The 26,343-nt window shown below is 29.0% G+C and carries 22 protein-coding genes and 1 other RNA gene; 8 read left to right on the top strand and 15 right to left on the bottom strand.

Going from position 1 to position 26,343, the window contains the following annotated elements; translation table 11 throughout:
- Window positions 1-28: 28 nt before the first annotated feature.
- From BLT70_RS05020 to BLT70_RS05005, 4 genes are all read right to left on the bottom strand, one after another.
- The gene (locus tag BLT70_RS05020) at window positions 29-349 is read right to left on the bottom strand and encodes a hypothetical protein (protein ID WP_091892265.1); all 321 of its coding nucleotides are present in this window, start codon (window positions 347-349) and stop codon (window positions 29-31) included.
- A 7-nt stretch (window positions 350-356) separates the two neighbouring features.
- The gene (locus BLT70_RS05015) at window positions 357-965 is read right to left on the bottom strand and encodes a fumarylacetoacetate hydrolase family protein (protein ID WP_091892263.1); all 609 of its coding nucleotides are present in this window, start codon (window positions 963-965) and stop codon (window positions 357-359) included.
- Window positions 966-1,129: 164 nt separating this feature from the next.
- A complete protein-coding gene (gene purU / locus BLT70_RS05010; protein WP_091892261.1) occupies window positions 1,130-1,999 on the bottom strand; it encodes a formyltetrahydrofolate deformylase in 870 nt (289 codons plus the stop codon).
- A gap of 114 nt (window positions 2,000-2,113) precedes the next feature.
- Entirely contained in the window at window positions 2,114-2,953 is an 840-nt protein-coding gene (locus tag BLT70_RS05005; protein WP_091892259.1) for a 1,4-dihydroxy-2-naphthoyl-CoA synthase, read from the bottom strand.
- Window positions 2,954-3,023: 70 nt separating this feature from the next.
- On the opposite strand from BLT70_RS05005, the gene BLT70_RS05000 reads away from it, so the two are divergent.
- Window positions 3,024-4,181 (top strand): alpha/beta hydrolase-fold protein, encoded by a 1,158-nt coding sequence (locus BLT70_RS05000; protein WP_091892257.1) that lies wholly within the window; start codon window positions 3,024-3,026, stop codon window positions 4,179-4,181.
- A 72-nt stretch (window positions 4,182-4,253) separates the two neighbouring features.
- Here BLT70_RS05000 and BLT70_RS04995 read toward each other — a convergent pair whose 3' ends face one another.
- The 3 genes from BLT70_RS04995 to fsa form a co-directional block, all read right to left on the bottom strand.
- Window positions 4,254-4,709 (bottom strand): DNA-binding protein, encoded by a 456-nt coding sequence (locus BLT70_RS04995; RefSeq protein WP_091892255.1) that lies wholly within the window; start codon window positions 4,707-4,709, stop codon window positions 4,254-4,256.
- Window positions 4,709-6,385, bottom strand: a complete 1,677-nt coding sequence (gene menD / locus BLT70_RS04990) for a 2-succinyl-5-enolpyruvyl-6-hydroxy-3-cyclohexene-1-carboxylic-acid synthase (protein ID WP_091897421.1) — start codon at window positions 6,383-6,385, stop codon at window positions 4,709-4,711. The genes BLT70_RS04995 and menD overlap by 1 nt, the downstream gene beginning before the upstream one ends.
- Window positions 6,386-6,717: 332 nt before the next feature.
- Complete coding sequence (fsa, locus tag BLT70_RS04985; RefSeq protein WP_091892253.1) at window positions 6,718-7,371, bottom strand: fructose-6-phosphate aldolase; 654 nt, start codon at window positions 7,369-7,371, stop codon at window positions 6,718-6,720.
- Between the two features lie 192 nt (window positions 7,372-7,563).
- On the opposite strand from fsa, the gene BLT70_RS04980 reads away from it, so the two are divergent.
- Window positions 7,564-8,601 (top strand): hypothetical protein, encoded by a 1,038-nt coding sequence (locus BLT70_RS04980; protein WP_091892251.1) that lies wholly within the window; start codon window positions 7,564-7,566, stop codon window positions 8,599-8,601.
- On the opposite strand, the gene BLT70_RS04975 is transcribed toward BLT70_RS04980, so the two are convergent.
- The gene (locus BLT70_RS04975) at window positions 8,598-9,401 is read right to left on the bottom strand and encodes an SDR family oxidoreductase (protein ID WP_091892249.1); all 804 of its coding nucleotides are present in this window, start codon (window positions 9,399-9,401) and stop codon (window positions 8,598-8,600) included. The two genes, BLT70_RS04980 and BLT70_RS04975, sit on opposite strands and share 4 nt — an antisense overlap.
- Before the next feature lie 106 nt (window positions 9,402-9,507).
- Window positions 9,508-9,606: signal recognition particle sRNA small type (ffs, locus tag BLT70_RS04970), an RNA gene on the bottom strand.
- A 176-nt stretch (window positions 9,607-9,782) separates the two neighbouring features.
- Between ffs and BLT70_RS04965 the strand changes: the two genes are divergently transcribed.
- The 4 genes from BLT70_RS04965 (at window position 9,783) to BLT70_RS04950 (ending at window position 14,940) form a co-directional block, all read left to right on the top strand.
- Window positions 9,783-10,304, top strand: a complete 522-nt coding sequence (locus BLT70_RS04965) for a DUF4199 domain-containing protein (RefSeq protein ID WP_091892247.1) — start codon at window positions 9,783-9,785, stop codon at window positions 10,302-10,304.
- A 91-nt stretch (window positions 10,305-10,395) separates the two neighbouring features.
- On the top strand, window positions 10,396-11,352 hold the full coding sequence (locus tag BLT70_RS04960; protein ID WP_091892245.1) for a glycosyltransferase family 2 protein: 957 nt from the start codon (window positions 10,396-10,398) through the stop codon (window positions 11,350-11,352).
- Between the two features lie 46 nt (window positions 11,353-11,398).
- Window positions 11,399-13,114 (top strand): phospho-sugar mutase, encoded by a 1,716-nt coding sequence (locus BLT70_RS04955; RefSeq protein ID WP_091892243.1) that lies wholly within the window; start codon window positions 11,399-11,401, stop codon window positions 13,112-13,114.
- Complete coding sequence (locus tag BLT70_RS04950; protein WP_091892241.1) at window positions 13,114-14,940, top strand: ABC transporter ATP-binding protein; 1,827 nt, start codon at window positions 13,114-13,116, stop codon at window positions 14,938-14,940. The genes BLT70_RS04955 and BLT70_RS04950 overlap by 1 nt, the downstream gene beginning before the upstream one ends.
- Before the next feature lie 190 nt (window positions 14,941-15,130).
- On the opposite strand, the gene BLT70_RS04945 is transcribed toward BLT70_RS04950, so the two are convergent.
- From BLT70_RS04945 to BLT70_RS04935, 3 genes are all read right to left on the bottom strand, one after another.
- Window positions 15,131-18,583, bottom strand: coding sequence for a pyruvate carboxylase (locus BLT70_RS04945; RefSeq protein WP_091892239.1), 3,453 nt, complete (start codon window positions 18,581-18,583; stop codon window positions 15,131-15,133).
- Window positions 18,584-18,683: 100 nt separating this feature from the next.
- Window positions 18,684-19,079 carry a nuclear transport factor 2 family protein gene (locus tag BLT70_RS04940; RefSeq protein ID WP_091892237.1) on the bottom strand — a complete coding sequence of 132 codons (396 nt, stop codon included), beginning with the start codon at window positions 19,077-19,079 and terminating at the stop codon, window positions 18,684-18,686.
- Window positions 19,080-20,492 (bottom strand): CCA tRNA nucleotidyltransferase, encoded by a 1,413-nt coding sequence (locus tag BLT70_RS04935; protein WP_091892235.1) that lies wholly within the window; start codon window positions 20,490-20,492, stop codon window positions 19,080-19,082. It lies immediately after the preceding gene.
- A 241-nt stretch (window positions 20,493-20,733) separates the two neighbouring features.
- On the opposite strand from BLT70_RS04935, the gene BLT70_RS04930 reads away from it, so the two are divergent.
- Both BLT70_RS04930 and BLT70_RS04925 read left to right on the top strand, forming a co-directional pair.
- Window positions 20,734-21,537: an alpha-1,2-fucosyltransferase gene (locus BLT70_RS04930; RefSeq protein ID WP_091892233.1), complete on the top strand. Its 804-nt coding sequence runs from the start codon at window positions 20,734-20,736 to the stop codon at window positions 21,535-21,537.
- A 133-nt stretch (window positions 21,538-21,670) separates the two neighbouring features.
- A complete protein-coding gene (locus tag BLT70_RS04925; RefSeq protein ID WP_091892231.1) occupies window positions 21,671-23,692 on the top strand; it encodes an LTA synthase family protein in 2,022 nt (673 codons plus the stop codon).
- Window positions 23,693-23,726: 34 nt separating this feature from the next.
- On the opposite strand, the gene BLT70_RS04920 is transcribed toward BLT70_RS04925, so the two are convergent.
- The 3 genes from BLT70_RS04920 to BLT70_RS04910 are packed head-to-tail and all read right to left on the bottom strand — an operon-like array spanning window position 23,727 to window position 26,290.
- A complete protein-coding gene (locus BLT70_RS04920) occupies window positions 23,727-24,710 on the bottom strand; it encodes a Stealth CR1 domain-containing protein (protein WP_091892229.1) in 984 nt (327 codons plus the stop codon).
- Window positions 24,711-25,460 carry a glycosyltransferase family 2 protein gene (locus BLT70_RS04915; RefSeq protein WP_091892227.1) on the bottom strand — a complete coding sequence of 250 codons (750 nt, stop codon included), beginning with the start codon at window positions 25,458-25,460 and terminating at the stop codon, window positions 24,711-24,713.
- A gap of 14 nt (window positions 25,461-25,474) precedes the next feature.
- Complete coding sequence (locus BLT70_RS04910; protein ID WP_091892225.1) at window positions 25,475-26,290, bottom strand: 2,3,4,5-tetrahydropyridine-2,6-dicarboxylate N-succinyltransferase; 816 nt, start codon at window positions 26,288-26,290, stop codon at window positions 25,475-25,477.
- Window positions 26,291-26,343: the final 53 nt, after the last annotated feature.

Raw genomic sequence — 26,343 nt, 5'->3', positions numbered from 1 at the left:
TAAGGTTGAAAGTTAAATATACCCAACTTTAATCTTCACCAATTTTATCTACTTCATTTTTTAATTTCTTTTTTTTACTCCAAATAAAATTTAAAATTTTAAATAAAAATACAACAAAAACAAAACCAGCAATTGACGACTTAAAGGATAAATTAGTTATTTCAAACTCATTGATAATTATTTCAGTAAAAAACCTGATATATAATAAATACAAAATACTACCCAAGAAAAATGAAGCAATACCTAAAAAACCACAAAGCCATTTATATTTATTATGATTTTCTGCAAGTCTATAAAAATAAAAACCTACATAAAATAAAAAAATATAACTAAGAAGTTTTATTGCCAATTTTAATTTACTTTACTCTAATATTAAAAGCTTCCTTACCTTCTATTACACCTTTTAATGTATCGTTTTCCACAACTCTACCAACTCCTGCTGGTGTTCCTGTAAAAATAATATCTCCTTTTTTTAAGGTGAAATATTGAGAAACATAAGCAATCAGCTCATCAGTTTTCCATAACATAGCATTTGTATTTCCATCTTGAACAATTTCATCATTCTTAAATAATTGAAACTTTAAATTATCTAAATCAAATTCTTCCTTCGGATAAAATTCTCCTACAACTGCACTTCCATCAAAAGCTTTTGCTTTTTCCCAAGGCAAACCTTTTTCTTTGCATTTTGCTTGCACATCTCTTGCTGTAAAATCGATTCCTAAACCAATTTCATCATAATATTTATGAGCAAATTTTGCATCAATATGTTTACCTACTTTATTTATTTTCACCAAAACTTCTACTTCATAATGAACATCATCAGAAAATGGCGGAATAAAAAACGGATTTTTTCTTGGTAAAATAGCAGAATCTGGCTTCAAAAAAACAACAGGATTTTCTGGTCTTTCGTTTGCTAATTCTTCTATGTGTTTTGCGTAATTGCGCCCAATACAAATTATTTTCATAAGCCCCTTTTAATTTCCCCGAAGGGGAAAACACTCTTCTCTTTATCGTTACGAAAAAACAATTATGTATTTTACTACTAAATTATTTTTTTTCGGAAATATATTTTATTCAAACGGTTTTTAACACAACAGTTTCTTCCCTTCGGGAAGATTAAGATGGGCTATTACTCTCCCGCTTCCGGAAAAACAATGGCTCTATTTCCTGAAACAATTATTTGATGATTTAAATGGTTTTTCACCGCTCTTGCTAACACCAATTTTTCGATATCTGCACCAATCCTCTTTAAAGTTGTTGGCGTACTTTCGTGCGTTACAGGTTTTACATCTTGCTCAATAATTGGCCCTTCATCTAAGTCTTCTGTTGCATAATGTGCTGTAGCACCAATTAACTTCACACCTCTTTCGTATGCTTTTTTATAAGGGTTTGCTCCTTGAAAAGCAGGTAAAAAAGAATGGTGAATATTGATAATTTTCTCTGGATAATGATTGATAAAATCCGAAGACAAAATTTGCATATATCTAGCCATAATTATCAAATCGATTTCATTAGCATCTAACAAATCAATTACCTGAGATTCTTGCGCCAACTTCGTTTCCTTAGTAACCGGTAAATAATGAAAAGGGACATTAAACATTTCTGCAATATATCTTAACTTATCATGATTACTAATAATCATTTTTACATTACAGGCCAATCGTCCTTCTTTAGAACGCTCTAGCAAATCATATAAATTATGACTTGTATGCGAAACCATAATGGCAACATTTTGCTTTTTATCATCATAATTTACAGACCAATCTATCTTTAAAGGAGTTGCCAATTCTAAAAAACTACTTTCTAACTCACTTTTAGAAAGTGTGGTTCCATCCGCATTTAAACGAATTCGCATAAAATAGGTGTTCTCAATCGCATTTACATATTGCTGTGAACTTACTATATTGAATCCTTTTTCATAAAAGAAACTGGTAATTTTTGCTACCAATCCTTTTTGATCTGGACATTTTATTAAAAAAGATACTACTTGTGATTTCATTTTACTTAATTACAAATTATAAATTTAAAATTACGAATTTTTGAAGTTTTCATAATTTTAAATTAAAAAAAAGGTTTCAACCGGGCTAAACCTAATAACTGATTACTAAAACCTCTATGGAATCCATCTTTTTGGAAAGTTAGGTTTTCTCTTTTCTAAAAAAGCATCTCTACCTTCTTTTGCTTCTTCAGTCATATACGCTAAACGTGTTGCCTCACCTGCAAAAACTTGTTGACCAACCATTCCGTCATCTGTTAAATTCATTGCAAATTTTAACATTTTTATGGATGTTGGCGATTTCGCTAAAATTTCTTGCGCCCATTCATAAGCAGTAGATTCTAATTCATCATGCGGAATAACTGCATTTACCATTCCCATTTCGTATGCTTCTTGCGCAGAATAATTTCTTCCTAAAAAGAAAATTTCTCTAGCTTTTTTCTGACCAACCATTTTTGCCAAATAAGCAGAACCATAACCACCGTCAAAAGAAGTTACATCTGCATCTGTTTGTTTAAAAATTGCGTGCTCTTTAGACGCTAACGTTAAATCGCAAACTACATGTAAACTATGTCCACCACCAACTGCCCAACCAGGAACCACAGCAATTACTGCTTTTGGCATAAAACGAATTAAACGTTGAACTTCTAAAATATTTAATCTGTGATAACCATCTTCACCAACATAACCTTGATGACCTCTTGCTTTTTGATCTCCACCAGAACAGAAAGAATACACGCCATCTTTTGTACTTGGTCCTTCGGCAGACAATAAAACCACACCAATATTAACATCTTCTCCAGCATCATAAAAAGCATCATACAACTCTTTTGTTGTTTTTGGACGAAAAGCATTTCTAACATTTGGCCTGTTAAAAGCTATCCTTGCAACTCCATTACACTTTTTATAGGTAATATCTTCATATTCTTTAACAGTTTTCCATTCGGGTTGTATCATAATTTTGTATTTTGTACGTTCTTTTAACAGAACAAAAGATCATTGCTTGCAAAAATAAACATTCTAACTTATGATTAAGAAATCACTCACATTATTATTTATACTTTTTTGTTTCTGCGGATATTCTCAAAAAATAATTCAGAAAAACTTAGAATCAACTTTTTTAGATTCTGATAGAAGCATCAGCATTTATATTCCTGAAGGATATGAAAAAGACAGCATTAAAAATTATCCTTTAGCAATTGTATTAGATGAAGATTATATGTTTGACATTTATGTTGGCAACTCCATTTTATTTTCAAAAAAAGACAAAGCACCAAAACAAATTGTTGTTGGTGTTTCTATGAAAGATACCAAAGGTGCTGATGTTTCATTTAATAGAAACACTGGGGAATTAACTGCTAGTGCACAAAATTTCTACACTTTTATAAGAGATGAAGTGTTGTTTTATATGGAAAGCACTTACAGAACATCGCCATTTATCACTTTGGTTGGCCAAGGTTATTCCGCCAATTTAATCTCACACTTTTTACAAGAGGACACTGCTTTTATCAATTCTTTTATTTGTATAAATCCTAGTTTTTCTGATTTTATTGGTGGCGAATTACAATCTTACAATCTACCAAAATTTGGACGAGAAGACAATACATTTTATTTTTACACAAATAATTCCACATCATTTTCTCCCGAAAAGCAAAATAAAATTAATCAAGTTCAAAAAGGATTATCTACCTTAGGCATTAAAAACTTTAACGTTAATAACGATGTTATTACTACTTCTAGCTCAATTTCTGCTATGAGCGAGGCAATACCTAGAGCACTTACAAAAGTTTTTGAAGTCTATTCTGGAATCACAAAAGAAGAATATGATAAATACATTAAAGAACTAGCTCCTTTAGATGCAATTTCTTATTTAGAAAATAAATACCTAGAAATTGAATTTCTTTTTGGTACTAATTTAGGAATTAGAGAAAGCGACATTTACGCTATTGAAAACATAATTATTGAAAAAGAAAATGGAGATCGTTTGCGCGATTTTGGTAAAATGATTTTAAAAATATTTCCATCTTCTCCTTTAGGCGATTATTACATCGGTAAATATTACGAAACAGGAAAAATGATTAAAAAAGCAATAAGACAATACAAAATTGGTTACGGTAAAATGGATCCATCAGACCCAAATGCAGATGCTTATTATGAAAATATTTTAAGACTTGGTGGGCAGTAAAATAGTTGACAGTATTTAGCCTATTAAAATGACTGAATACTGCAACCGAATACTGATACTGTAAACCGAACACTATAAAAGCTCTATTCTGTCTTCTTTAATAAGAATAAGCTTTTGTTTATATAAGTTTCCAACAGCTTTTTTAAATGCTTTTTTACTCATTTTCATATGAAAACGAATAGAATCAGGAGAACTTTTATCTGTTAATAATAAAAAACCTTCCCTACTATTTTTTAGTTTTACAAGTACTTTTTCTACATCAGAATTTATGACATTTCTAAAACCTTGTGGCCTTAAAGAAACATCGATTTTACCATCTTCTCTAATATTTTTGATATAACCAACAACTTCCATGTTTTCTTCTAACTCTTGAAAAACTTCACTTCTAAAAAGTAAACCATCAAATTCTTCATTAATTAAAACTGTATAACCTAAATTAGTTTCAGTCTCAATTATCAACTGCACTTTATCTCCTTCTTTCAAATTCATTTCTACTTCTTCGAAATCGTCGTGTTCTTGTATATCCATTATTGTATATATTTAAAATATGCTGTTAAAATTAAATCATTTTCTGCACTTGGTGTAAAAATTTCTAAAATTTTTGGTTTTTCTGATGTTTTATAGAAACCTTTCAATTCTTCTGTTACACTTTCGGATGAAAATGCTTTCTGATACTCAAACTCATACATTTTACACAAATGTTCTGCAGTTAAACAATGTGGCGTTTCAAAAAATGACAATGCATTGGTTAATTTTGGTCCGGGTAAAATTTTAAAAATTCCACCGCCAGAATTATTAATTAAAATAATTCTAAAATTTGATGGAATATTAGTATTCCAAAGTGCATTAGAATCGTAAAAAAAGCTGATATCACCCGTAATAAAAACCGTCTGATTTTTGTTTGCAAAAGCTGCTCCTATTGCTGTACTTGTGCTGCCATCAATTCCGCTTGTTCCTCTATTACAAAAAATAGTGTTTGTTTTATCAATCGTAAATAACTGCGCATATCTAATAATAGCACTGTTACTAATTTGCAACTGAGAATTCTTTGGAATACTTTCTAAAATTTGTTCAAAAACTTTAAAATCTGAATGTACTGTTTTTGATAAATATTGTTGATGTTTTACTCGTTTTTCATCACGAAGTTGCAACCATTTTTGCTGATAATTACTTTCCTTTTTTAATATTAATTTGTTGAAATTAGAAAAGAAATCTACTGGTTTTGTTTGTATAAATTCTGATAAACAAAAGAATGTATTTACTGCTTTACGTTCATCAATATTCCAATGATGTTTTGGTTGTTGTTTTCTTAAAAATTGTTTTATTTTTTTAGAAACAATCATTCCTCCAAATGTGATAAGAATTTCTGGTTTTAAATCTTGCAACTGACTTTCTTCCAAAGAAAAAATAAGCTGATCTATTGAATTTACAGCATTTTTATGATATAAATTTGAGGTTGTTTCTGTTAATATTAAAACAGATTTATCATCAGCATAAAAATCTATTAATTTGTGTAAACCTTCATCAGGATAATTTACTCCCACTAAAATCATTTTCTTTTCAGCTGCATTCCAAATTTTAGAAAAATTATCATAATTTATATGAGAATTATCTAAAGAACTTAAAGAAATATGAGGGAAATGAAATTCTTGCAATTCTGCGACCGTTTCATACAAAGGCTCATCAAAAGGAACATTTATATGCACAGGTCCTTTTTGTGAGGTTGCTATTTGTAAAGCTTCGCCAATTAATTGAGAATTGCGTGTTTTAAACTTTTCATTTTCTACCAAATTTGCAGAAAACAAAATATGATTTTCAAACACATTTTCTTGACGAATTGTTTGTCCGTCGCCAATATCAATTAAATGTTTTGGTCTGTCTGCAGAAATTACAACTAACGGAATATTGCTATAAAAAGCTTCTGCAATTGCAGGATAATAATTTAACAAAGCAGAACCAGAAGTACAAACAATTGCCACTGGTTTTTTGGTTTGTTGCGCAATACCCAAAGCAAAAAAAGCAGCACAACGCTCATCTACAACACTTAATGTTTCAATTTCTGTATGGTTAGAAAAACCAATTGTAAGTGGCGCATTTCGTGAACCTGGAGAAATAACAACCGTATCAATATGAAATTGATGACAAGCCGAAATTACCATTTGTGCTAAAGGTTTCTGTGGAAAAGCCCCTTTTAATTCCCCCATTTCGTCTGCGCTAAATGCAGGCTTAGAGGAAAAACCGTTTATGTTATTTATTTTGCGCAAAAAATCTTTTCTTTTGAGAAAAAAACTCCAAACTTTATAAATTTGGAGTTCTATATTTTTAATATTCGTTAAAAACGAGCAATTCTTTTAAATGTTGCTTTTAGCTTGCAAACAAATCTAGCCCTGATTGAGCGGTCTGTTTGAGCTCTTTTTTGCCTTTTTTAGCAAAAAAAGCGAGTAGCGAAAGCAGGAAATAGCTTCTAATAAATATTTCCATACCTCAATTCCTGCAACAGTTCCTTCCTTTTGGGAAGGTTAGGATGGGCTTCTTTTTAGTTTCCTTTTTTGTAATCTTCTAAAAATTTAGCCAAACCACTATCTGTTAAAGGGTGTTTTAACAAACCTTCTATTGCACTTAAAGGTCCCGTCATAACATCCGCGCCTAATTTTGCACAATTAATAATGTGCATTGTATGACGCACAGAAGCTGCTAAAATTTCAGTTTCGAAACCGTAGTTATCATAAATTAAACGAATTTCTTCAATTAAATTCATTCCGTCTGTAGAAATATCGTCTAAACGACCAATAAACGGAGAAACATAGGTTGCACCTGCTTTTGCTGCCAATAAAGCCTGACCAGCAGAAAACACTAAGGTTACGTTTGTTTTAATTCCTTTAGAAGAGAAATATTTACACGCTTTTACACCATCCTTTATCATTGGTAATTTTACCACAATTTGCGGATTTAAAGCAGCTAAAGCTTCACCTTCTTTTACCATTCCGTCGAAATCTGTAGCAATTACTTCTGCAGAAACATCGCCATCAACTAACTCACAAATTGCTTTGTAATGATTGATAATATTAGCTTCGCCAGTAATGCCTTCTTTAGCCATTAAAGACGGATTTGTAGTTACACCATCTAAAATTCCTAAAGCTTGTGCTTCTTTAATTTGCTCTAAATTTGCAGTATCTATGAAAAATTTCATCTTGAAAAGAGTTATTATATTAGTTAATAATTAATCTTACAAAGATAAAACAAAGATAACTAAGACATAAAATAATACTAATAAGTTTTTAACTAGTAATTAAAAAGTAGTATTTTTAAACTTTATTAAACTTTAAAGGTCTAATTATAACAAAAGATTAAAAAAAGCTAAACCATTAATAATAAAATAATTATGAAATTTTACAGATATATTATAACTCTTTTTTTTATATCTACTTTATTTTCTTGTGATGAAACAATTTTAATTACAGGAATTGAAGGTGAAATTATTTGCGATGTTTCTGAAATTGAGGTTTCTGCTTCAGACAATATTGTTATTGCTGATGATGAATCTCCTGTTTTTTGGCAAGGTACTTACACAGATAATTCTGTAAAAATTAGTTACACTAAAAATGCGGGCACAGATGGTGAAACAGAAACTTTAGCTTTTGTGTTTAATAAAAAAGACGGCTGTTTACAAATAGATCGTTGCTATAAATACTATTATGGTTCTGTTGCAGATATTTCTGCTGTTACAGAAATGCAAGTTTTTGAGTTTAAAATGAAAGATTGGGAAATTGACAAAAAATTTACTGGTCAATTAGTTTATAAAGATCATCATGACAAACAAACATATACAATTAATTTTTGGGTAGAATTTACTGAAGAAAATTATGAAGTAGAAGATACAAATTACACTTATTTTTCTGATTGTTTTGACAATCAATTACCAATTGACATCGACTTAAATAAAGATGGAATTACAGATTATAGCATAATTTCAGAAGAAAAATTTGACTTAGGAAATGTACCAAACTTTGCCTACAACAATATTAAATTAATTTCTGTTGATGAGTCTATAAACGAAATACATTCTCCTAAAAAAAGCTCAATACCTTACACAGTAATCTTTGAGCCTCCTTTTACATCCGAAGACACAAAAAAATATGACGCTAATAAATTTGATTCTGAAGAAGTAAAAAATTCTCTTGATGTTTTTTATGAATTTGCTGCTCCGTATGAAAGCTATAACTTTTTTCTACAAAATAACTTAACATATAAAAAAGAGTTATCAAACAATAAAGATGATTACTATATTGTAAAAATGGCTATTGATGAAAATAGTTATTACGGTTGGATAAAAATAGAGTTTAGCGCAACAGAATGCTACATTGCTGTAGTAGATACTTATTTAGAATCTATACCTAATAAACATATAAGTGTAGACTAAAGTTTATAATGATTCATTAATATTTTCTGATACATTTTATCTGGCAAAACACGTTTTAAAACGATAGAGAATTTCTCCATAAATCCACCAACTTTATAATGTATTTTGGGGTTTTCTGTATTGATGATTTTATAAACCGTTTTTGCCATTTCTAAAGGATTCATTCCGCCTTTAACATGCGCATTCATCAAATCTAAATTTGCTTGATAATTTTCTTTATAAGCAGAGTTTTCAAAAACTGGCGTGTGATATCGTCCTGCAGCAATATTTGTTGCAAAATCTCCAGGAGCGACATTTATAACTTTAATTCCAAAGTTTTTAACCTCCATACTTATAGCTTCTGTAACCAATTCTAAAGCTCCTTTTGTAGCAGAATATAATCCTCTATAAGGTAAACCCATATAACCAGCAATTGAAGTTACATTTAAAATCATTCCAGATTTTTGTGTTCTCATTTGTGGCAAAACAGCCTTCATTACATCAACAGCACCAAAAAGATTGGTATTAAAAACGGCTCTCATTTCATCCGTTGGCGTATCTTCAATTGGGCCCGTAATTCCCATTCCTGCATTATTAATTAAAACATCTAACCTTCCTTGTTTTTTGATGATATAAGCAACAGCACTTTCAATGGTTTCTACTTTTAGAACATCCAAAGCAATAAGTTCAAAAGAAAAATTTTCTGCATTTTTAGGATTTCTACTTGTTCCAAAAACTTTGTAGCCTTTTTCTTGTAAAAAAGTTGCGATTGATTTTCCTATTCCAGATGAAGCACCAGTAACTAAAATTACTTTAGACATAAAATTAAGTTCTTATTATAAGAGTACGAAGTAACAAAAAATAAATGTAAAGAAAATGAAGAAATCTAAATTTAGTAAAATTCCAGACGAAACTTTAGCGCATAAAAAAAGGCAAGCTACCTACATCACACTGCTACAACCTAATACCCTTGCTGTGTTCCCACCCTGGGGGATTCAAAGGGAGCTAGTTGTGTAGGACTTGCCTCTGCAAATTTACAACAGATTTTTATTATATCACTTAAAAAATTATTAAATTTTTTGTAACACTTTTAACTCACTGAATACTAATAAGATGTTTTTTAGTTTTAATCTTTTAATAAAAATAAAAACTTTAAAAAATGAAAATCATATATTTGTATCACTAACTAATTTAAACACAAAATGGAAAATCAAACGAATAGTAAAAGTATTATTTTAAACTACGGATTAATTCTAGGAGTTATAAGCATACTTCCTGGACTTATAAAATATGCAATGGGAGGTAATTATCTAGAAAACGACTGGATTTCTAGTGTTTTAAGCCTTGTTTTAACTGTAGCTTTTATAGTATTAGGAATAAAAAAATTTAAATCTGAAAATGAAGGTTTTTTATCTTGGGGACAAGGTGTAAAAGTTGGTTTAGGAATCGTTTTAATTAGTATGATTATTTCAATAGTATATTTACTACTTTTTACTAATTTCATAGAACCAGATTTTAAAAACAAAGTAATAGAATCATCAATAGTTAAATGGGAAGATGCAGGTATGTCTAGCGATCAAATAGAAATGTCTACAAAAATGACTAAGGATTATTTTGAATTATCTTTATATGGTAGTATTGTAGTTATGAGTTTATTTTTAGGATTCGTAATTTCTGCAATTACTGCTGCAATTATGAAAAAAACTGAAGAAGATACTTATTAAATTTATAGTTTAAAGTTTTTAAAGTAACAAATTTGAAAGTATTTCTTCAAGACTTTTTAACTTTACAACTTGTAACTTTACAACAAAAAATATGGATATCTCGGTAGTAATACCACTTCTTAACGAAGATGAATCTTTAATAGAATTACACGATTGGATTGCAAAAGTTATGCAATCCAATCGTTATTTATATGAAATTATTTTTATTGATGATGGCTGCAAAGACAATTCTTGGAATGTAATTGAGCAATTGTCTGCAAAAAACAAGAACGTAAAAGGAATTCGTTTTCAAAAAAATTATGGAAAAAGTCAGGCTTTAGATGCCGGCTTTCAACTAGCAAAAGGCAATGTAGTAATTACTATGGATGCCGATTTACAAGACAATCCAGAAGAAATACCAGATTTATATAACTTAATTATTGATGAAGATTTCGATTTAATTTCTGGCTGGAAAAAGAAAAGATACGATAATATTATCACTAAAAATATCCCTTCAAAATTATTTAATGCTGCCGCAAGAAAAACATCAGGATTAAAATTACACGATTTTAACTGCGGATTAAAAGCCTACAAAAACGAAGTTATAAAAACCGTAAAAGTAAGTGGCGAAATGCACAGGTACATTCCTGTTTTAGCTAAAAATGAAGGTTTTACAAAAATTGGCGAACAAGTTGTAAAACATCAAGCAAGAAAATATGGAGTAACAAAATTTGGTATAGACCGTTTTATAAACGGTTTTTTAGACTTAATTACAATTTCCTTTTTATCAAAATTTGGCAAAAGACCGATGCACATTTTTGGGCTTTGGGGTACTTTTATGTTTTTATTTGGAACAACATCTGCATTTTATATTGGCGCCTACAAACTTTATAAATTGTATAATGGTTCAAAAACTATTTTAGTTACAGACAACCCTTGGTTTTACATTGCATTAACCTCTATGATTTTAGGAACTTTACTTTTTTTAGCTGGTTTTATTGGCGAACTCATTATAAAAACAAAAAGCGACGAAAAACACTACACAATTAAAGAAAAACTTAATTTCTAAATAGTATATTTGTTCACCTAATTTAGTAACCAAAATTTAATTCTCTATGGAAGATATTTTAAACAAAGCAAAACAATGGCTAACATCAACTTTTGACGCCGAAACTCAATCAGAAATACAAGATATCATTAACAACAATCCAAGTGATTTAGCAGACAGATTCTACAAAAACATGGAATTCGGAACTGGTGGAATGCGTGGAGTTATGGGTGCAGGAACCAACAGAATTAACAAATACACATTAGGTAGAGCAACACAAGGATTATCTAATTATCTAATAGAAAACGTAAAAAAAGAAGAATTAAAAGTTGTAATTGCTTTTGATTGTAGACATAACAGTAAAAAATTCGCAAAAGTAGTTGCAGATGTTTTATCTGCAAATAATATTAAAGTATTTCTTTTTGAAGATTTACGTCCAACTCCAGAACTATCATATGCAGTTCGTCATTTAGGTTGTGATGCAGGTATTGTTTTAACTGCTTCTCATAATCCACCAGAATACAATGGTTATAAAGTATATTGGGCAGATGGTGGCCAAATTGTTCCTCCTCATGATGGCGGAATTATTGCAAAAGTAAATGACTTAGATTTTTCTGAAATTAAATTTGATGCAAATGAAAGTTTAATAGAAGTAATAGGTAAAGATGTAGATAGAGATTTTATTGAAGCATCTGTTAAAAATGGTTCTTTATCTGATAGAATTAATAGAGATAACTTAAAAATTGTATTTACTTCTTTACATGGTACTTCTATTGTTTCTGTACCAGATGCATTAGCAAAAGCAGGTTATACAGATATACATATTGTTGAAGAACAAAGAGTACCAAATGGAGATTTTCCTACTGTAAAATCTCCAAATCCAGAAGAACCAGAAGCTTTAAAAATGGCTACTGATTTAGCTAATAAGATTAATGCTGATATTGTAATTGGTACAGATCCTGACTGTGACAGATTAGGTGTTGCTGTTAGAGACCTTGATGGAAACATGAAGTTATTAAACGGAAATCAAACCATGGTTGTAATGACAAATTTTTTAATAAAAAAATGGAATGATGAAGGTGAAATTAATGGTAAACAATTTGTTGGTTCCACAATAGTTTCTACAGAATTAGTAAATAAAGTTGCTGAAACTTATAATGTTGAAACCAAAGTTGGTTTAACAGGCTTTAAATGGATTGCTAAAATGGTAAGAGATTTTCCAGAGCTTGATTTTATTGGTGGTGGAGAAGAAAGTTTTGGTTATATGGTTGGTGATTTTGTTCGCGATAAAGATGCTGTAACTGCTACTCTTTTAGCTTGTGAAGTGGCTGCGTATGCAAAACAACACGGAAGCTCTTTCTATGAAGAATTATTAAACATTTATGTTAAAAATAGTTTTTATAAAGAGCATTTAATTTCAATCACCAAAAAAGGAATGGACGGTGCTGCAGAAATTCAACAAATGTTAAGCGATATGCGTAACAATCCTTTAACTGAAATTGATGGAGAAAAAGTAGAGTCTCTTTCTGATTATGATGCATCAACTAAGAAAAATATTATAACTGGCGAAGTAACAGAAATTGATTTACCAAAATCGAATGTGTTAATTTATCAAACAGCAAACGGAACAAGAATCGCTGCAAGACCAAGTGGAACAGAACCTAAAATTAAATTCTACTTTAGTGTAAACACTCCTTTGGACGCAATAGAAAATGCAAAAACTGTTGAAGCTGAATTGGATGCTAAAATTCAAAGAATTATTAAGGAAATGAAATTGAATTAATGAATCATTTTAAAGACATTTTAAGATACGAGAAGAAATACAGAAAATTTACCCTTTTAAATATTATCTTCAATATTTTCTATGCTATTTTTAATGTCTTATCAGTTTTAGCTTTTATTCCTGTTTTAGGAATACTTTTTGGAACGGATAAAAAAGTAGTTACAAAACCTACTTATGAAGGATTTACTAGAATTGGCGGTTTTTTAAAAGACAGTTTTTATCATTTTATTTCTGAGAAAATAGAAAATGAAGGACAAATAAACACACTTTTCTTTATTTGTTTATTAGCACTTTCTATGTTCTTTTTAAAGAATTTATTTAGATATTTAGCTTCTTACGTAATTACTTTTTTAAGAACAGGAATTGTAAAGGATATAAGGGATAAACTCTACAATAAAATTGTAGAGTTGCCTATCTCCTACTTCACCGAAAAAAGAAAAGGAGATATTATTGCTCGTATGACTTCGGATGTTCAAGAAGTTGAAATTTCTATTCTAACATCTATAGAAACCATAGTAAGAGAGCCTTTAACAGTTGTGATTGCCATTTCTATCATGCTCTTTATGAGTTTGAAATTAACACTTTTTGTTTTTATTTTATTACCAGTTTCTGGATTTATTATTTCATCAATCAGCAAAAAATTAAAAGCAAAATCTATAAAAGCTCAAAAAGAAACAGGAACTTTTTTATCATTTATAGAAGAAACTTTAACAGGTTTAAGAGTGATAAAAGGTTTTAATTCTGAGAAAATTATTGAACGCAAATTCAATACCTCAACAGAAACCTTTAGATCTTTAATGACAAGTGTTTTTCACAGACAAACTTTGGCATCACCAATGAGTGAATTTTTAGGTTCTGCTACTATTATTGCTATTCTTTGGTATGGAGGAACAGAAGTTTTATCGAATACAAGTTCTCTGCAACCAGATGAATTTATGGGATATATTGTTTTGTTTTATACGGTTTTAAACCCTATTAAATTAATTACAACATCTTATTATAACATTCAAAAAGGAGAAGCTTCTGCAGAAAGAATTATGCAAATTTTAAATACTGAAAACAGTATTAAAGACAAACCTAATGCATTTATCAAAAAAGATTTTAAAAACGAAATTTGCTTTAATAACATTTCATTCAAATACAAAAATGATTATGTTTTAAAAGATTTTTCTTTAACCATTAAAAAAGGACAAACTGTTGCTTTAGTTGGGCAATCTGGAAGTGGAAAATCTACCTTAGCAAACTTAATTACGCGTTTTTATGATGTAAATAAAGGCTCTATTTCTATTGATGGAATAGAAATTAAAGACATCACAAAAAAATCTTTAAGAGGTTTAATGGGCATTGTTACTCAAGAATCTATTTTATTTAATGACACAGTAAAAAATAATATTAAATTAGGTACTGAAAACGCATCTGAAGAACAGATTAAAGAAGCTTCTGAAATTGCAAATGCTTATGAATTTATTAAAGATTTACCTCTAAAATTTAATACTAATATTGGTGATTCTGGAAACTCTCTTTCTGGTGGACAAAAACAACGTTTATCTATTGCAAGAGCAGTTTTAAAAAATCCACCAATTATGATTTTAGATGAAGCAACTTCTGCTTTAGACACAGAATCTGAACAATTGGTGCAAGTTGCTCTAGAAAAAATGATGCAAAACAGAACTTCTTTAGTCATAGCTCACAGACTTTCTACAATTCAAAAAGCTGATATTATTGCAGTTATGAAAAAAGGGAAAATAGTTGAACAAGGTAGACATGAAGAATTGCTTGCAAAAAAAGGCGAATATTTTAAACTAGTTTCTATGCAATCTTTTTAACAATAGCATTTAGTAGTTTTAAACACTAATAAAATAAAAAAACTTCAAATAATTCTTATGATTATTTGAAGTTTTTTTTATGTTAACAGTAACCACAATTAATTACAAAATAAGTTCTCTATACAATTTTTTACCAAAAATCACTCGAACTGACATTGCAATAATTTATATTATATCAGATTAATCAACATTATTTCAACTTAATAATTAAATCATCGGCATTTACCATCGTTCCTGCTTTTAAAACTATTTTATTTATCGTTCCGTTTTCATTTGCTGTAATGGTAGTTTCCATTTTCATAGCTTCAATTATAAATAACGGCTGATTTTTCACAATATCTTCTCCGTTTTTCACTAAAATCGTTGACAACAAACCTTGTAATGGAGCACCAATTTGTGTTGCATCACTTTTATCTACTTTTACATTGCTAACTGTTTCAACCTTAATAGAATTATCTTTAACTTGTACAATTCTACCTTGTCCATTTACTTTAAAATGCACAGTAACCATTCCTTCAGAATTTGGTTTTCCTACATAATCTAAAGTTACCAATAATGTTTTTCCTTTGTCAATATCAACGGTAATCTCCTCTCCTATTTCCATGCCATAAAAGAAGTTTTTGGTTGGAAGATTCGTTAAATTATCATATTTTAAATGATTATTATACGCATCTGTAAATACTTTTGGATATAATTTATAGGATAAAAAATCGGTAAAATCAATCTTTCTTCCTAAATCATTTTCAAATATTTTTCTGAATTCAGCATATTCTTTGTCAAAATCTGTTGGTGGAATATGAGCATTTGGTCTATCTGTAAAAGGAATTTGATCTTTTAAAATTAACTTCTGTAATTTCTTTGGAAACCCATTTACAGGCTGACCTAATTCGCCTTTAAAAAAACTAGCAACAGATTGCGGAAAAGAAATGGTGTCACCTCTTTCTAAAACATCTGTTACCGTTAAATTGTTGCTAACTAAATATTGCGCCATATCACCAACAACTTTAGAGCTTGGCGTAACTTTTACAATATTTCCAAACAATGTATTAACTTCTGCATACATTTTTGTAATTTCATGAAAACGATCTTCTAAACCTAAAGATTGCGCTTGTGGTTTTAAATTAGAATATTGTCCGCCAGGTATTTCATGCTGAAAAACTTCTCCAGAACCCGATTTTAATCCTGATTCAAAAGGATAATAATACTCTCTTACGGTTTCCCAATAATTAGAATACACATTTAATGAATTAATATTTATCGGATTTTCACGCTCATGAAACTTCATCATTTCTACAATAGAATTAAAATTTGGTTGAGAAGTTAAACCAGACAATCCGCCTAAAGCAACATCAACAACGTCAACTCCAGCTTCAATTGCTTTTAAATACGTAGCAGACTGAATTGATGATGTATCATGCGTATGTAAATGAACAGGAATGTTTAATTCGGCTTTTAATGCACCCACTAATTCTGATGCTGCATAAGGTTTTAATAAACCTGCCATGTCTTTAATTCCTAAAATATGAGCGCCAGAGCTTTCTATTTCTTTTGCTAAATCAACATAATATTTTAAGTTGTATTTGGTGTTTTTTACATCTAAAATATCACCTGTATAACAAATTGAACCTTCTGCCAAACCTTGCGTTTTTGTACGAACATGTTCTATACAAGGCGCAATAGATTTCATCCAGTTTAAAGAATCAAAAACTCTAAATAAATCAACGCCATTTTCCCAAGATTGTTCTACAAACTTACCAATTAAATTATCTGAATATGCTTTATAACCAACGCCATTAGAACCTCTAATTAACATTTGCAGCAAAACATTTGGCATTTTTGCTCTTAACAATTGCAAGCGTTCCCACGGATTTTCTTGTAAGAATCGTAAGCAAACATCAAAAGTTGCGCCTCCCCAAACTTCCATACTAAAAATATCAGGATTATTTTTTACATATCCTTCAGCAACTTTTAGCATATCAAAAGTTCGCATTCTGGTTGCTAATAAACTTTGATGCGCATCACGCATTGTAGTATCTGTATAATGTATTTTTTTCTCATTTTTTAACCACTGAGAAAATTTATCCGGACCTAATTCTGTTAATAGATCTTTTGTTCCTTTTGGAAATCTTGCATCAGCATCAAATTTAGGAATTCTTGGTTTTATAAATGTTTTAGTTGCATCAAATTTCTTAACATCAGGATTACCGTTTACAGTAATATCTGCCAAATAAGTAATTACTTTATTAGCTCTATTTCTTGGCGCTTTAAAAATAAATAAATCAGGATTTGATTTGATAAAATTAACAGTAATTGCTCCTTTTTTAAAAGTATCGTGTTTTAAAATATTATCTAAAAAAGGCATATTTGTTTTTACACCTCGTATTCTAAACTCGCTTAAAGCTCTTCTAATTTTTCTTGATGCTCCATCTAAAGTTCTACTATTTGCCGTAACTTTTACTAACATGGAATCAAAAAACGGGGAAATTTTAACACCTTGATACACACTTCCTGCATCCAGTCGAATTCCAAATCCAGAAGCACTTCTGTAAGTAGAAATCGTACCGAAATCTGGTTTAAAATCATTTTGCGGATCTTCTGTAGTGATTCTACATTGCAATGCGTAACCGTTAATTTTGATTGATTTTTGATTAGCAATTTTTATTTGTTGATCAGATAATTTATATCCGCCAGCAATAAATAATTGTGTTTTTACCAAATCAATATTTGTAACAACTTCTGTAACCGTATGTTCTACTTGAATTCTAGGATTTACTTCTATAAAATAAATAGAACCATCATCATCAACCAAAAACTCTACAGTACCAATATTATTATAATTTACAGCTTTACAAATAGTAATTGCATAGTTGTATAAATCATTTTTTGTTTCTTCTTTTAATCCGTAAGACGGCGCAAATTCTATTACTTTTTGATAACGACGTTGCACCGAACAATCTCTCTCAAATAAATGAACCGTATTGCCGTAATTATCTGCAACAATTTGAATTTCTATATGCTTCGGATTTTCTACAAATTTTTCTAAAAAAACAGTATCATCACCAAAAGCATTTAAGGCTTCTCTTTTACTTTCTCCGTAAGCTTTTTTTAATTCTTCTTCTTCTCTAATAACTCGCATTCCTCGTCCTCCACCACCAGAAGCCGCTTTTAGCATTAAAGGATAACCAATAATATTGGCTTCAAAAAGCGCAATTTCTAAACTTTCTAAAGGCTTTTGATTACTTCTAATAATAGGAATATCGTTTTCAATGGCTACTTTTTTAGCAGCAATTTTATCACCAAGAGATTTTAAAACAGATACTTTTGGACCTACAAAAATGATATTATTATCTTCACATTTCTGTGCAAATTCTGCATTTTCTGATAAAAAACCATAACCGGGGTGAATTGCATCTACATTATTTTCTAAGGCTACTTTTATAATAGCATTAATGTCTAAATACGGTTTTAGAGGTTGGTTGTCTTCACCAATTTGATAAGATTCATCGGCTTTGTATCTATGTAAAGAATATCGATCTTCGTATGTAAAAATACCAACCGTTTTTACACTAATTTCTGAACATGCTCTAAATATTCTTATTGCAATTTCTCCTCTATTTGCTACAAGTACTTTCTTTATTTTCATTTTTTTTTGAGTGTGATTAATTAGTACAAATCCTCAATAAATATATGAAATTAGCAATAAAAAAAGGTTTTATTTTAGAAAAATAGTTAAAAAAGGATGATTATTTTTTATTTTGATATTTTAAAAGCATTTCACCCATTTTGGCATGAATTAAATTTAATGCTTTTAAAGGTCTTAGCATTACTTTAAAACTGGTTATTTTGCCTTCATCATTCCAAGAAATCATATCGATTCCGTTTACGAGAATACCGTCAATCTCAACTTCAAACTCTAACAACGTTTCCGTTTCGTTTACAACCTCTCTAACATATTTAAAAGTATCATTAAAAAAAACCACAAAAGCTGCAGATAAATACATAAATGTAAGTTGTTTTCCTTTTTGTGGCGTATGTACAACAGGCGAATGAAAAACAACATCATCGGCTAAAATCTCTAATAATTTTGTTCTATCTTGATTAAAAATTACTGTATGCCAAGTTTCTAAATTTGCATTCATTTAAGATTGTTTTAACCCTAAAGATAAACCTTTTTCAATCATAAATTGATAAGATGCTTCGTGTTCATTCGGAATTTTGCCGTCTAAAATAGCTTCTTTTATAGCTTCTTTAATTTGACCAATTTCTCTACAAGGTTTTAAACTAAAGGCTTTCATAATTTCTTCTCCAGTAACAGGAGGTTGAAAATTACGAACTTTATCTTTCTCTTCTACCTCAATTATTTTAGCTCTTACTAACTCAAAATTTTGATGATAACGTTTAAATTTCTTCGGATTTTTAGTTGTAATATCTGCTTCGCACAAAGTCATTAAGGAATTGATATCATCTCCAGCATCAAAAACCAAACGTCTTACAGCAGAATCTGTAACTTCACTTGCTAAAACTATTGGACGAGAACTTAGCAACACCATTTTCTGAACAAATTTCATTTTGTTATTCAAGGGCATTTTTAACTTTTTAAATAACTTGTAAACCATTTTTGAACCTACAAATTCATGTGCATGAAACGTCCAACCCACTTTTTTACTAAACTTTTTTGTAGGTGCTTTTCCAATATCATGCAATAAAGCAGCCCAACGCAACCAAACATCATTGGTATTTTGAGCAATATTATCTACAACTTCTAGCGTATGATAAAAATTATCCTTATGTTTTTGACCTTCAACCTCTTCTACTCCTTTTAAGGCAACTAATTCTGGCAATATTTGAGGCAATAAACCTGTTTTCTCTAAAAGTAAAAAACCTATAGATGGTTTTGCTGATGATATTATTTTATTTAATTCATCAACAATTCTTTCTCTTGTTATAATCTTAAGTCGATTAGCATTTTTGCTTATGGATAAAAGTGAATCTTGTTCAATTTTAAAATTTAATTGTGTAGCAAAACGAATAGCTCTCATCATTCTTAAAGGATCATCAGAATAGGTAATATCTGGATCTAAAGGCGTTTTTATAATCTTATTTTTTAAATCTTCAATTCCGTTAAAAGGATCTAATAATTCACCAAATTTTTCTTCATTTAAACTGATTGCTAATGCATTTATGGTAAAATCTCTTCTATTTTGATCGTCTTGTAAAGTACCTTCAGAAACTTCTGGGTTTCTACTTTCTTCAGAATACGATTCTTTTCTAGCTCCAACAAACTCAATTTCTATATCTTTATAACGTAACATTGCTGTACCGTAAGTTTTAAAAACTTGAACTTTTGGTTTATTTGGTAATAATTTTGCTACTTTTTCTGCTAATTTAATTCCGCTTCCAATAGCAACAACATCTATATCTTTTGCTGTTCCTCTTTTTAAGAAATAATCGCGTACAAAACCACCAATTACATAACTTTTAATTCCTAATTGTTTTGACGCGTTAGATATTACACTAAAAATTTCTGATGAAACTGCTTCTGTATACTTCATATTTTTTACTAATCGCTAATTCGTAAATAATTAATCATTAAGACTGAATTCCTTTAATTTTATATAAAAAAAGGACTTTAAATTTAGAATAATTATAAACTTTAAAATTCTATGCTATTATATTTTCTTATTTTAAGAAAAAAAACAAATTTATTGTTTTCTCTACTTTTAATCATCAATTGATAAAAGAAAATTGCAATAACATTTGTATTTTTGTTTGAACCTCTTAAATAGAATTTAAATGATTATAGTTAAAATTATTGGCGGACTTGGCGGTCAAATGTTTCAATATGCTTATGCAAAAAACTTAGAACAAAGAGGTTACAAAGTAAAAATAGATATTTCTAAATCTAAAAGATTTAAATTACATGGCGGTTATCAATTAAATAAATTTAAAATTGATTTAAAAACCACTACGAACGTTTCTAATTTTCAATCAGAATTAGGTTTAAGAAAGTTTTTAAAAGAAAAAAGTTTACTTTTTAATGAGACTTTTTTAAACATTCCTAAAAACGAATATGTAAAAGGAAGGTTTCAAACAGAAAAATATTTTAAAGAAATAAGAGCAATTTTATTAGAACAATTTGTAATTAAAGAAAAACATTCAAATTCAACAGTTGCTTTTTCAGAAGAAATAAAATCAAAAGAAAACTCATGTTCTTTACATGTTAGACGAGGCGATTTTATTTCTGATAGAAAAACAAATAGCATTCACGGAACTTGTGGTTTGCATTATTATTCTGAAGCTATAAAATTAATAAATAAAAAATATAGTAACACTCATTTTTATGTTTTTTCTGATGATTTAAATTGGGCAAAACAAAGTATTAAAATAGAAAATGTAACTTATATAGATCACGAAGTAATACCTCATGAAGATATGCATTTAATGAGTTTATGCAAACACAATATTACTGCAAACAGTAGTTTTTCTTGGTGGGGAGCTTGGTTAAACACAAATAAAGATAAAACTGTAATTGCACCAAAAACATGGTTTACAGAAAGTGAAAACGAAGTCGCTTGCGAAAGTTGGATAAAACTTTAGAATTATACTAGAAATTCTTTATCAATAAAGTAATACAAGATTTATATATTTTGTTTTTTGTGCTCGTTTTTGGCTTAAAATTATGTAACCAAAACAATTCAAAAATGTACATTTGCATTTTTATTTAAAGAATATGTATAAAAAAATTCCAAATTATATAAAGTACATCTTTACAAATATTTTTTTCCTATTTGTTTTTAATATATTATTTAGAGTAATCTTCTATGTTTTTTTTGTAAACTTAGACGATATTACAAAATCAGAAATACAAAAAGCACTATTTTTAGGTATACGTTTTGATTTAAAATTAGCTATTCTTACTTTTTTTCCATTAGCAATTATTGTTTTAATTACTAATTATCGTTTTTTTGAAAAGACAGTTTACAAAAAAATAGCAACAATTTATTTAATATTATCCTACTTAATTTTAACGCTCTTTTATATATTTGATTTAGGTTATTATGAATATTTAGGAATTCGTTTAGATGCTTCTTCACTGCGATTTTTAGGGAATTTAAAAATTTCTAGTCAAGTATTGGCAGAAAGCTACCCGGTTTACAAAGGTCTTTTTGCATTGCTTATTTTAGGTTTTATCATCTATAAATTTGCGGGTTTTCTTTATAATTCATTCATTAAAATAACTATAAAAAACACTAAAAAAATAAAAACGATACATTTTATTGTAACTTTTTTATTATTATCTTTTGGTATTTACAATAGTGTAAATCATTATCCTTTAAGATGGAGTGAAGCTTTTTTCTCTAAAAAAAACACAGTAAATCAGTTTGCCTTAAACCCCGTTTTATATTTTTTTGATAGCTTTAAATTTAGAAGTGAAGGTGTAGATATTGAGAAATTTAAAACTTACTACCCAGTAATTGCAAAACATTTAAACTTACCAAAAGACACTATTAATTTTGCAAAAAAAGTAACTTTTAAAGACCATTATAAAGAAAAACCAAATGTTGTTTATGTAATGTTAGAGTCTACCGGAACTGCAACTTTAAGTAACTATGGAAATCCTTTAAATAGTTCACCAAAAATAGATTCAATAATCAAAAAGAGTTTAAGTTTTTCTAAATTTTATGTTCATAAACCAGGAACTGCAGGTAGCGTTTTTGCAAGTATAACCGGCTTACCAGATATTGAAGACGTAAAAACGGCTTCTAGAAACCCAATGATTATAGACCAACGCATTATTTTTGATCAATATAAAGATTATGAAAAACTATATTTTATTGGCGGTTCTGCCAATTGGGCTAATATTAGAGGCGTTTTTCAATCGAACATAAAAGACTTAATAATCTATGAAGAAGGTGGTTTTGAAGAAGAAAACCGAGCTGATGTTTGGGGAATTGATGATTATGATTTATTTAAAGAGTCTGATAAAAAATTAAAACAATTACATAAAAAAGGAAAACCATTTGTTGCGTACATTCAAACTGCAACAAATCACATGCCTTTTACTGTGCCAGATAAAAAAGAAAGTTATACACCTATTTTAGAAAGTGAAATTACTGAAGAAACAGTTTTAAAAGGTGGTTTTAGATCTTTAGACCAATTAAATGCAATGCGTTATTTAGATTTTAATGTTGCTCGTTTTTTAGAAAGAGCCAAAGAAGCTGGTTATTATGATAATACTATTTTTGTGTTTTTTGGCGATCATAGAGGAGGTATGAAAAAGCTAAATTTCTTAGACAATAATGAAGACGATTTAGGAATACAAGTACATCATGTTCCGTTTTTTATTAATGCTCCAAAATATATAAAACCTCAAGTTGTAGATAAGTACGCAAAATTAATAGATATTTTTCCTACAGCAACAAGTTTAGCAAAAGTAGATTATACCAATTATACTTTAGGAAGAGATTTATTAGATAGTACAACTGTAAACACTGCAGCATTTGTATACATACAAAGTAAAGGAGAAAAAGCTGTTGGTCTAATAAAAGATGGTTATTACTACGAAAAAACTAACATATCAAAAAAAGCAAGTTTATTTAGTTTAGATGTAAATAAAATTAAAGATATTAAACTAGAAAAACCAGCTATTACTACAAAAATGGATAGCCTTTTATCAGCTTATTATCACACCACAAAATATTTATATTTTAATAATAAAAAAGTTACTAAACCTGTTGTTAATATAAAATAGTTATTAATTTAAATAAAAGTGTTTTTAAGGTAAATTAATCATATTTATTTTGAAGCCAATTTTTGATATATTTCAGCTTATCATCAGGACATTGATCTAAACTTTGCATACAAAGAAATAGTTTATCTTGATCTTTATTAGCTCGTTTTAATTTACTTTTAATCCACCAAAAAGGTTTTTTATAATTCTGAAAATAAACTAATTGAAAATCATTTTTTAAAACATAAGTATTGTTTTGAATTTCTAAATGATTTGCCAAAGATTGATTGGTATATTGTTCTGGATGCCTAAAACGATGTTTTACATTTAGTTCTAAGATCTCTGGATATTTTTTATAATAATTATCATACGTAGAAACCCTTAACGGTGCTATTGTATGATCTAAACGAACATATTTTTTAAAACCTAAAATTTTAGCAATATTCTGCTGTCCTTTTTTAAAACCCCAAATATTTTCTTTACTTTCTTTTCCTAAAAATTTGTAAAGCTGTTTTTGAAGTTTTTTATACCAAATGTTTTCATAAAAATTAGTCCAAAACCCTCTAATAATAGGTTTTCCATCAATAAAAAAATCAGAAACTTTGGCTTCCCTTAGTAAAAAGAAATCATCGTTTAAGTACAAAAAATGTTCAGAAAGATTAGGAATTTTATATAATAAAGATTCTATAGGAAAACAATTAAAAGTAGGTAAATAGTGATAAAAACCTTCAAAAATAGTTTTATGATCTACAACAAAAACGGTTGGATATTCTTTTTGCGCCTTCTCTTTATCCTTTAAAAAATCTGGAGTTTGGTTATCTGTAACAATATAAATATTTCTTACAAATTTGGCATATTTTAAAATCGATTTTACAGAATATTCTATTTCATTAACTTGATCAAAACGCATTCTAACAGCCTTACTATTTATTGAACTCTTATTTTCAATATAGTTTTCCATTTTTTGTCGATGCTTAGGGTCATTTCCATCTACCCAAGCAATAACTGCATCAACTACCAAGTTTTCATTATTCTGCATTTAGTTTATTTTTCTATTTAACAGCCACAATTTAATATATCTTGTTAAAACTCCATAAGCTTGAGTTTTAGCTACTAAAAAACCTGCAAAACCATCTAAAAAACCAAGACGTATAAAATAATGAATAAAAAAACGTGCAGAAGGTTTAATCATAACATGATAAATATTTACTTTATCTCCTCTTTTATGTAATTCTTTTGCTCTAATTGCTGCATAATGATTCATTTTAGAAATATAATGATCATAATTTCTATAAGAGAAATGATCTATTTTATTTTTAAAAAAACCTAATTTTCCTGTTGTAGTAATTTTTTCATGAACATGCCCACTATATCTACAATGATCTTTTAAAAATAACCGAATTACTTTATCTCTCTGAAAACCACTATAATCAACTCGTTTATCACAAAAATAAAAAGTTCTTCTAACATAAAAACCCACACATTCATTTGGATTTTTAACAGCTTCTAAAATTTCTTTTTCAACAGCTAAAGTAACTCTTTCATCTGCATCTAAAATATAAATCCAAGGATGTTTTGCTTGTTCTATTGCAAAGTTTTTTTGAGAAGAAAAATCATCAAACTTTCGCTTGATGATTTTTACATTGTATTTTTCTGATAAAGTTACTGTATTATCTGTACTAAAAGAATCTATAATGATAATTTCATCAGCAAAACTTACAGATTTAATAGCTTCTTCTATATGAATTTCTTCATTTAAAGTAGGTATAATTGCAGTAATCTTTGTCATAGTTTTTTTAAATCTTAAACTGCAACGTCATACTCACGTAATGCGTCGTTTAAAGAAGTTTTTTTGTTGGTACTTTCTTTTCTTTTCCCAATAATTAAAGCACAAGGCACATTGTATTCTCCTGCTGCAAATTTCTTGGTATAACTTCCTGGAATTACTACCGATCTTGCAGGTACAACTCCTTTCATTTCTATAGGAGTATCGCCAGTTACATCAATAATTTTAGTACTCATTGTTAACACAACATTTGCTCCTAAAACAGCTTCTTTTTCTACTCTTACACCTTCTACAACAATACATCTAGAGCCAATAAAAGCACCATCTTCTATAATTACAGGCGCAGCTTGTAATGGTTCTAAAACACCACCAATTCCTACTCCACCAGATAAATGTACATTTTTACCAATTTGCGCACAAGAACCAACTGTAGCCCAAGTATCAACCATGGTTCCTTCATCTACATAAGCACCAATATTTACATAACTTGGCATTAAAATAGTACCTGGAGAAAGATAAGATCCTTTACGAGCAGATGCACCAGGAACTACACGAACTCCTTGTGCAGCATAATCTGTTTTTAAAGGCATTTTATCGTGATATTCAAAAATACCAGCTTCTAAAGTTTCCATTTTTTGAATAGGAAAATACAACACAACTGCTTTTTTAACCCATTCATTTACTTGCCATCCACCTTCAATTGGTTGTGCAACTCTTAATTCTCCTTTATCTAATAAATCAATTACTTTTCTAATGGTATCAATCGTGTTTTGTTCTTTTAATAACTCACGATTTTCCCAAGCTGATTCTATAATTTTTCTAATTTTTTCCATCTTAATAAATTCATTTTTGCAAATATAAATTTATCTACAAAAACTAATAGCGA

Source organism: Polaribacter sp. KT25b (genome assembly GCF_900105145.1).
Taxonomy (GTDB): domain Bacteria; phylum Bacteroidota; class Bacteroidia; order Flavobacteriales; family Flavobacteriaceae; genus Polaribacter.
The sequence above is the reverse complement of the archived record's forward strand: the minus strand, read 5'-3'. Positions and strand labels throughout refer to the sequence as shown.

Bases quoted from the DNA above. Each gene is read 5' to 3' on its own strand.
- BLT70_RS04955 (WP_091892243.1), top strand. From the start codon at position 11,399: ATGGAAGATATTTTAAACAAAGCAAAACAATGGCTAACATCAACTTTT.
- BLT70_RS05015 (WP_091892263.1), bottom strand. From the start codon at position 965: ATGAAAATAATTTGTATTGGGCGCAATTACGCAAAACACATAGAAGAA.
- BLT70_RS04910 (WP_091892225.1), bottom strand. From the start codon at position 26,290: ATGGAAAAAATTAGAAAAATTATAGAATCAGCTTGGGAAAATCGTGAG.
- BLT70_RS04960 (WP_091892245.1), top strand. From the start codon at position 10,396: ATGGATATCTCGGTAGTAATACCACTTCTTAACGAAGATGAATCTTTA.
- BLT70_RS04965 (WP_091892247.1), top strand. From the start codon at position 9,783: ATGGAAAATCAAACGAATAGTAAAAGTATTATTTTAAACTACGGATTA.
- BLT70_RS04920 (WP_091892229.1), bottom strand. From the start codon at position 24,710: ATGCAGAATAATGAAAACTTGGTAGTTGATGCAGTTATTGCTTGGGTA.
- fsa (WP_091892253.1), bottom strand. From the start codon at position 7,371: ATGAAATTTTTCATAGATACTGCAAATTTAGAGCAAATTAAAGAAGCA.
- BLT70_RS04940 (WP_091892237.1), bottom strand. From the start codon at position 19,079: ATGAATGCAAATTTAGAAACTTGGCATACAGTAATTTTTAATCAAGAT.
- BLT70_RS05000 (WP_091892257.1), top strand. From the start codon at position 3,024: ATGATTAAGAAATCACTCACATTATTATTTATACTTTTTTGTTTCTGC.
- menD (WP_091897421.1), bottom strand. From the start codon at position 6,385: ATGGGGGAATTAAAAGGGGCTTTTCCACAGAAACCTTTAGCACAAATG.
- BLT70_RS04925 (WP_091892231.1), top strand. From the start codon at position 21,671: ATGTATAAAAAAATTCCAAATTATATAAAGTACATCTTTACAAATATT.
- BLT70_RS04915 (WP_091892227.1), bottom strand. From the start codon at position 25,460: ATGACAAAGATTACTGCAATTATACCTACTTTAAATGAAGAAATTCAT.
- purU (WP_091892261.1), bottom strand. From the start codon at position 1,999: ATGAAATCACAAGTAGTATCTTTTTTAATAAAATGTCCAGATCAAAAA.
- BLT70_RS04980 (WP_091892251.1), top strand. From the start codon at position 7,564: ATGAAATTTTACAGATATATTATAACTCTTTTTTTTATATCTACTTTA.
- BLT70_RS04935 (WP_091892235.1), bottom strand. From the start codon at position 20,492: ATGAAGTATACAGAAGCAGTTTCATCAGAAATTTTTAGTGTAATATCT.
- BLT70_RS04975 (WP_091892249.1), bottom strand. From the start codon at position 9,401: ATGTCTAAAGTAATTTTAGTTACTGGTGCTTCATCTGGAATAGGAAAA.
- BLT70_RS04945 (WP_091892239.1), bottom strand. From the start codon at position 18,583: ATGAAAATAAAGAAAGTACTTGTAGCAAATAGAGGAGAAATTGCAATA.
- BLT70_RS04950 (WP_091892241.1), top strand. From the start codon at position 13,114: ATGAATCATTTTAAAGACATTTTAAGATACGAGAAGAAATACAGAAAA.
- BLT70_RS04930 (WP_091892233.1), top strand. From the start codon at position 20,734: ATGATTATAGTTAAAATTATTGGCGGACTTGGCGGTCAAATGTTTCAA.
- BLT70_RS04995 (WP_091892255.1), bottom strand. From the start codon at position 4,709: ATGGATATACAAGAACACGACGATTTCGAAGAAGTAGAAATGAATTTG.
- BLT70_RS05005 (WP_091892259.1), bottom strand. From the start codon at position 2,953: ATGATACAACCCGAATGGAAAACTGTTAAAGAATATGAAGATATTACC.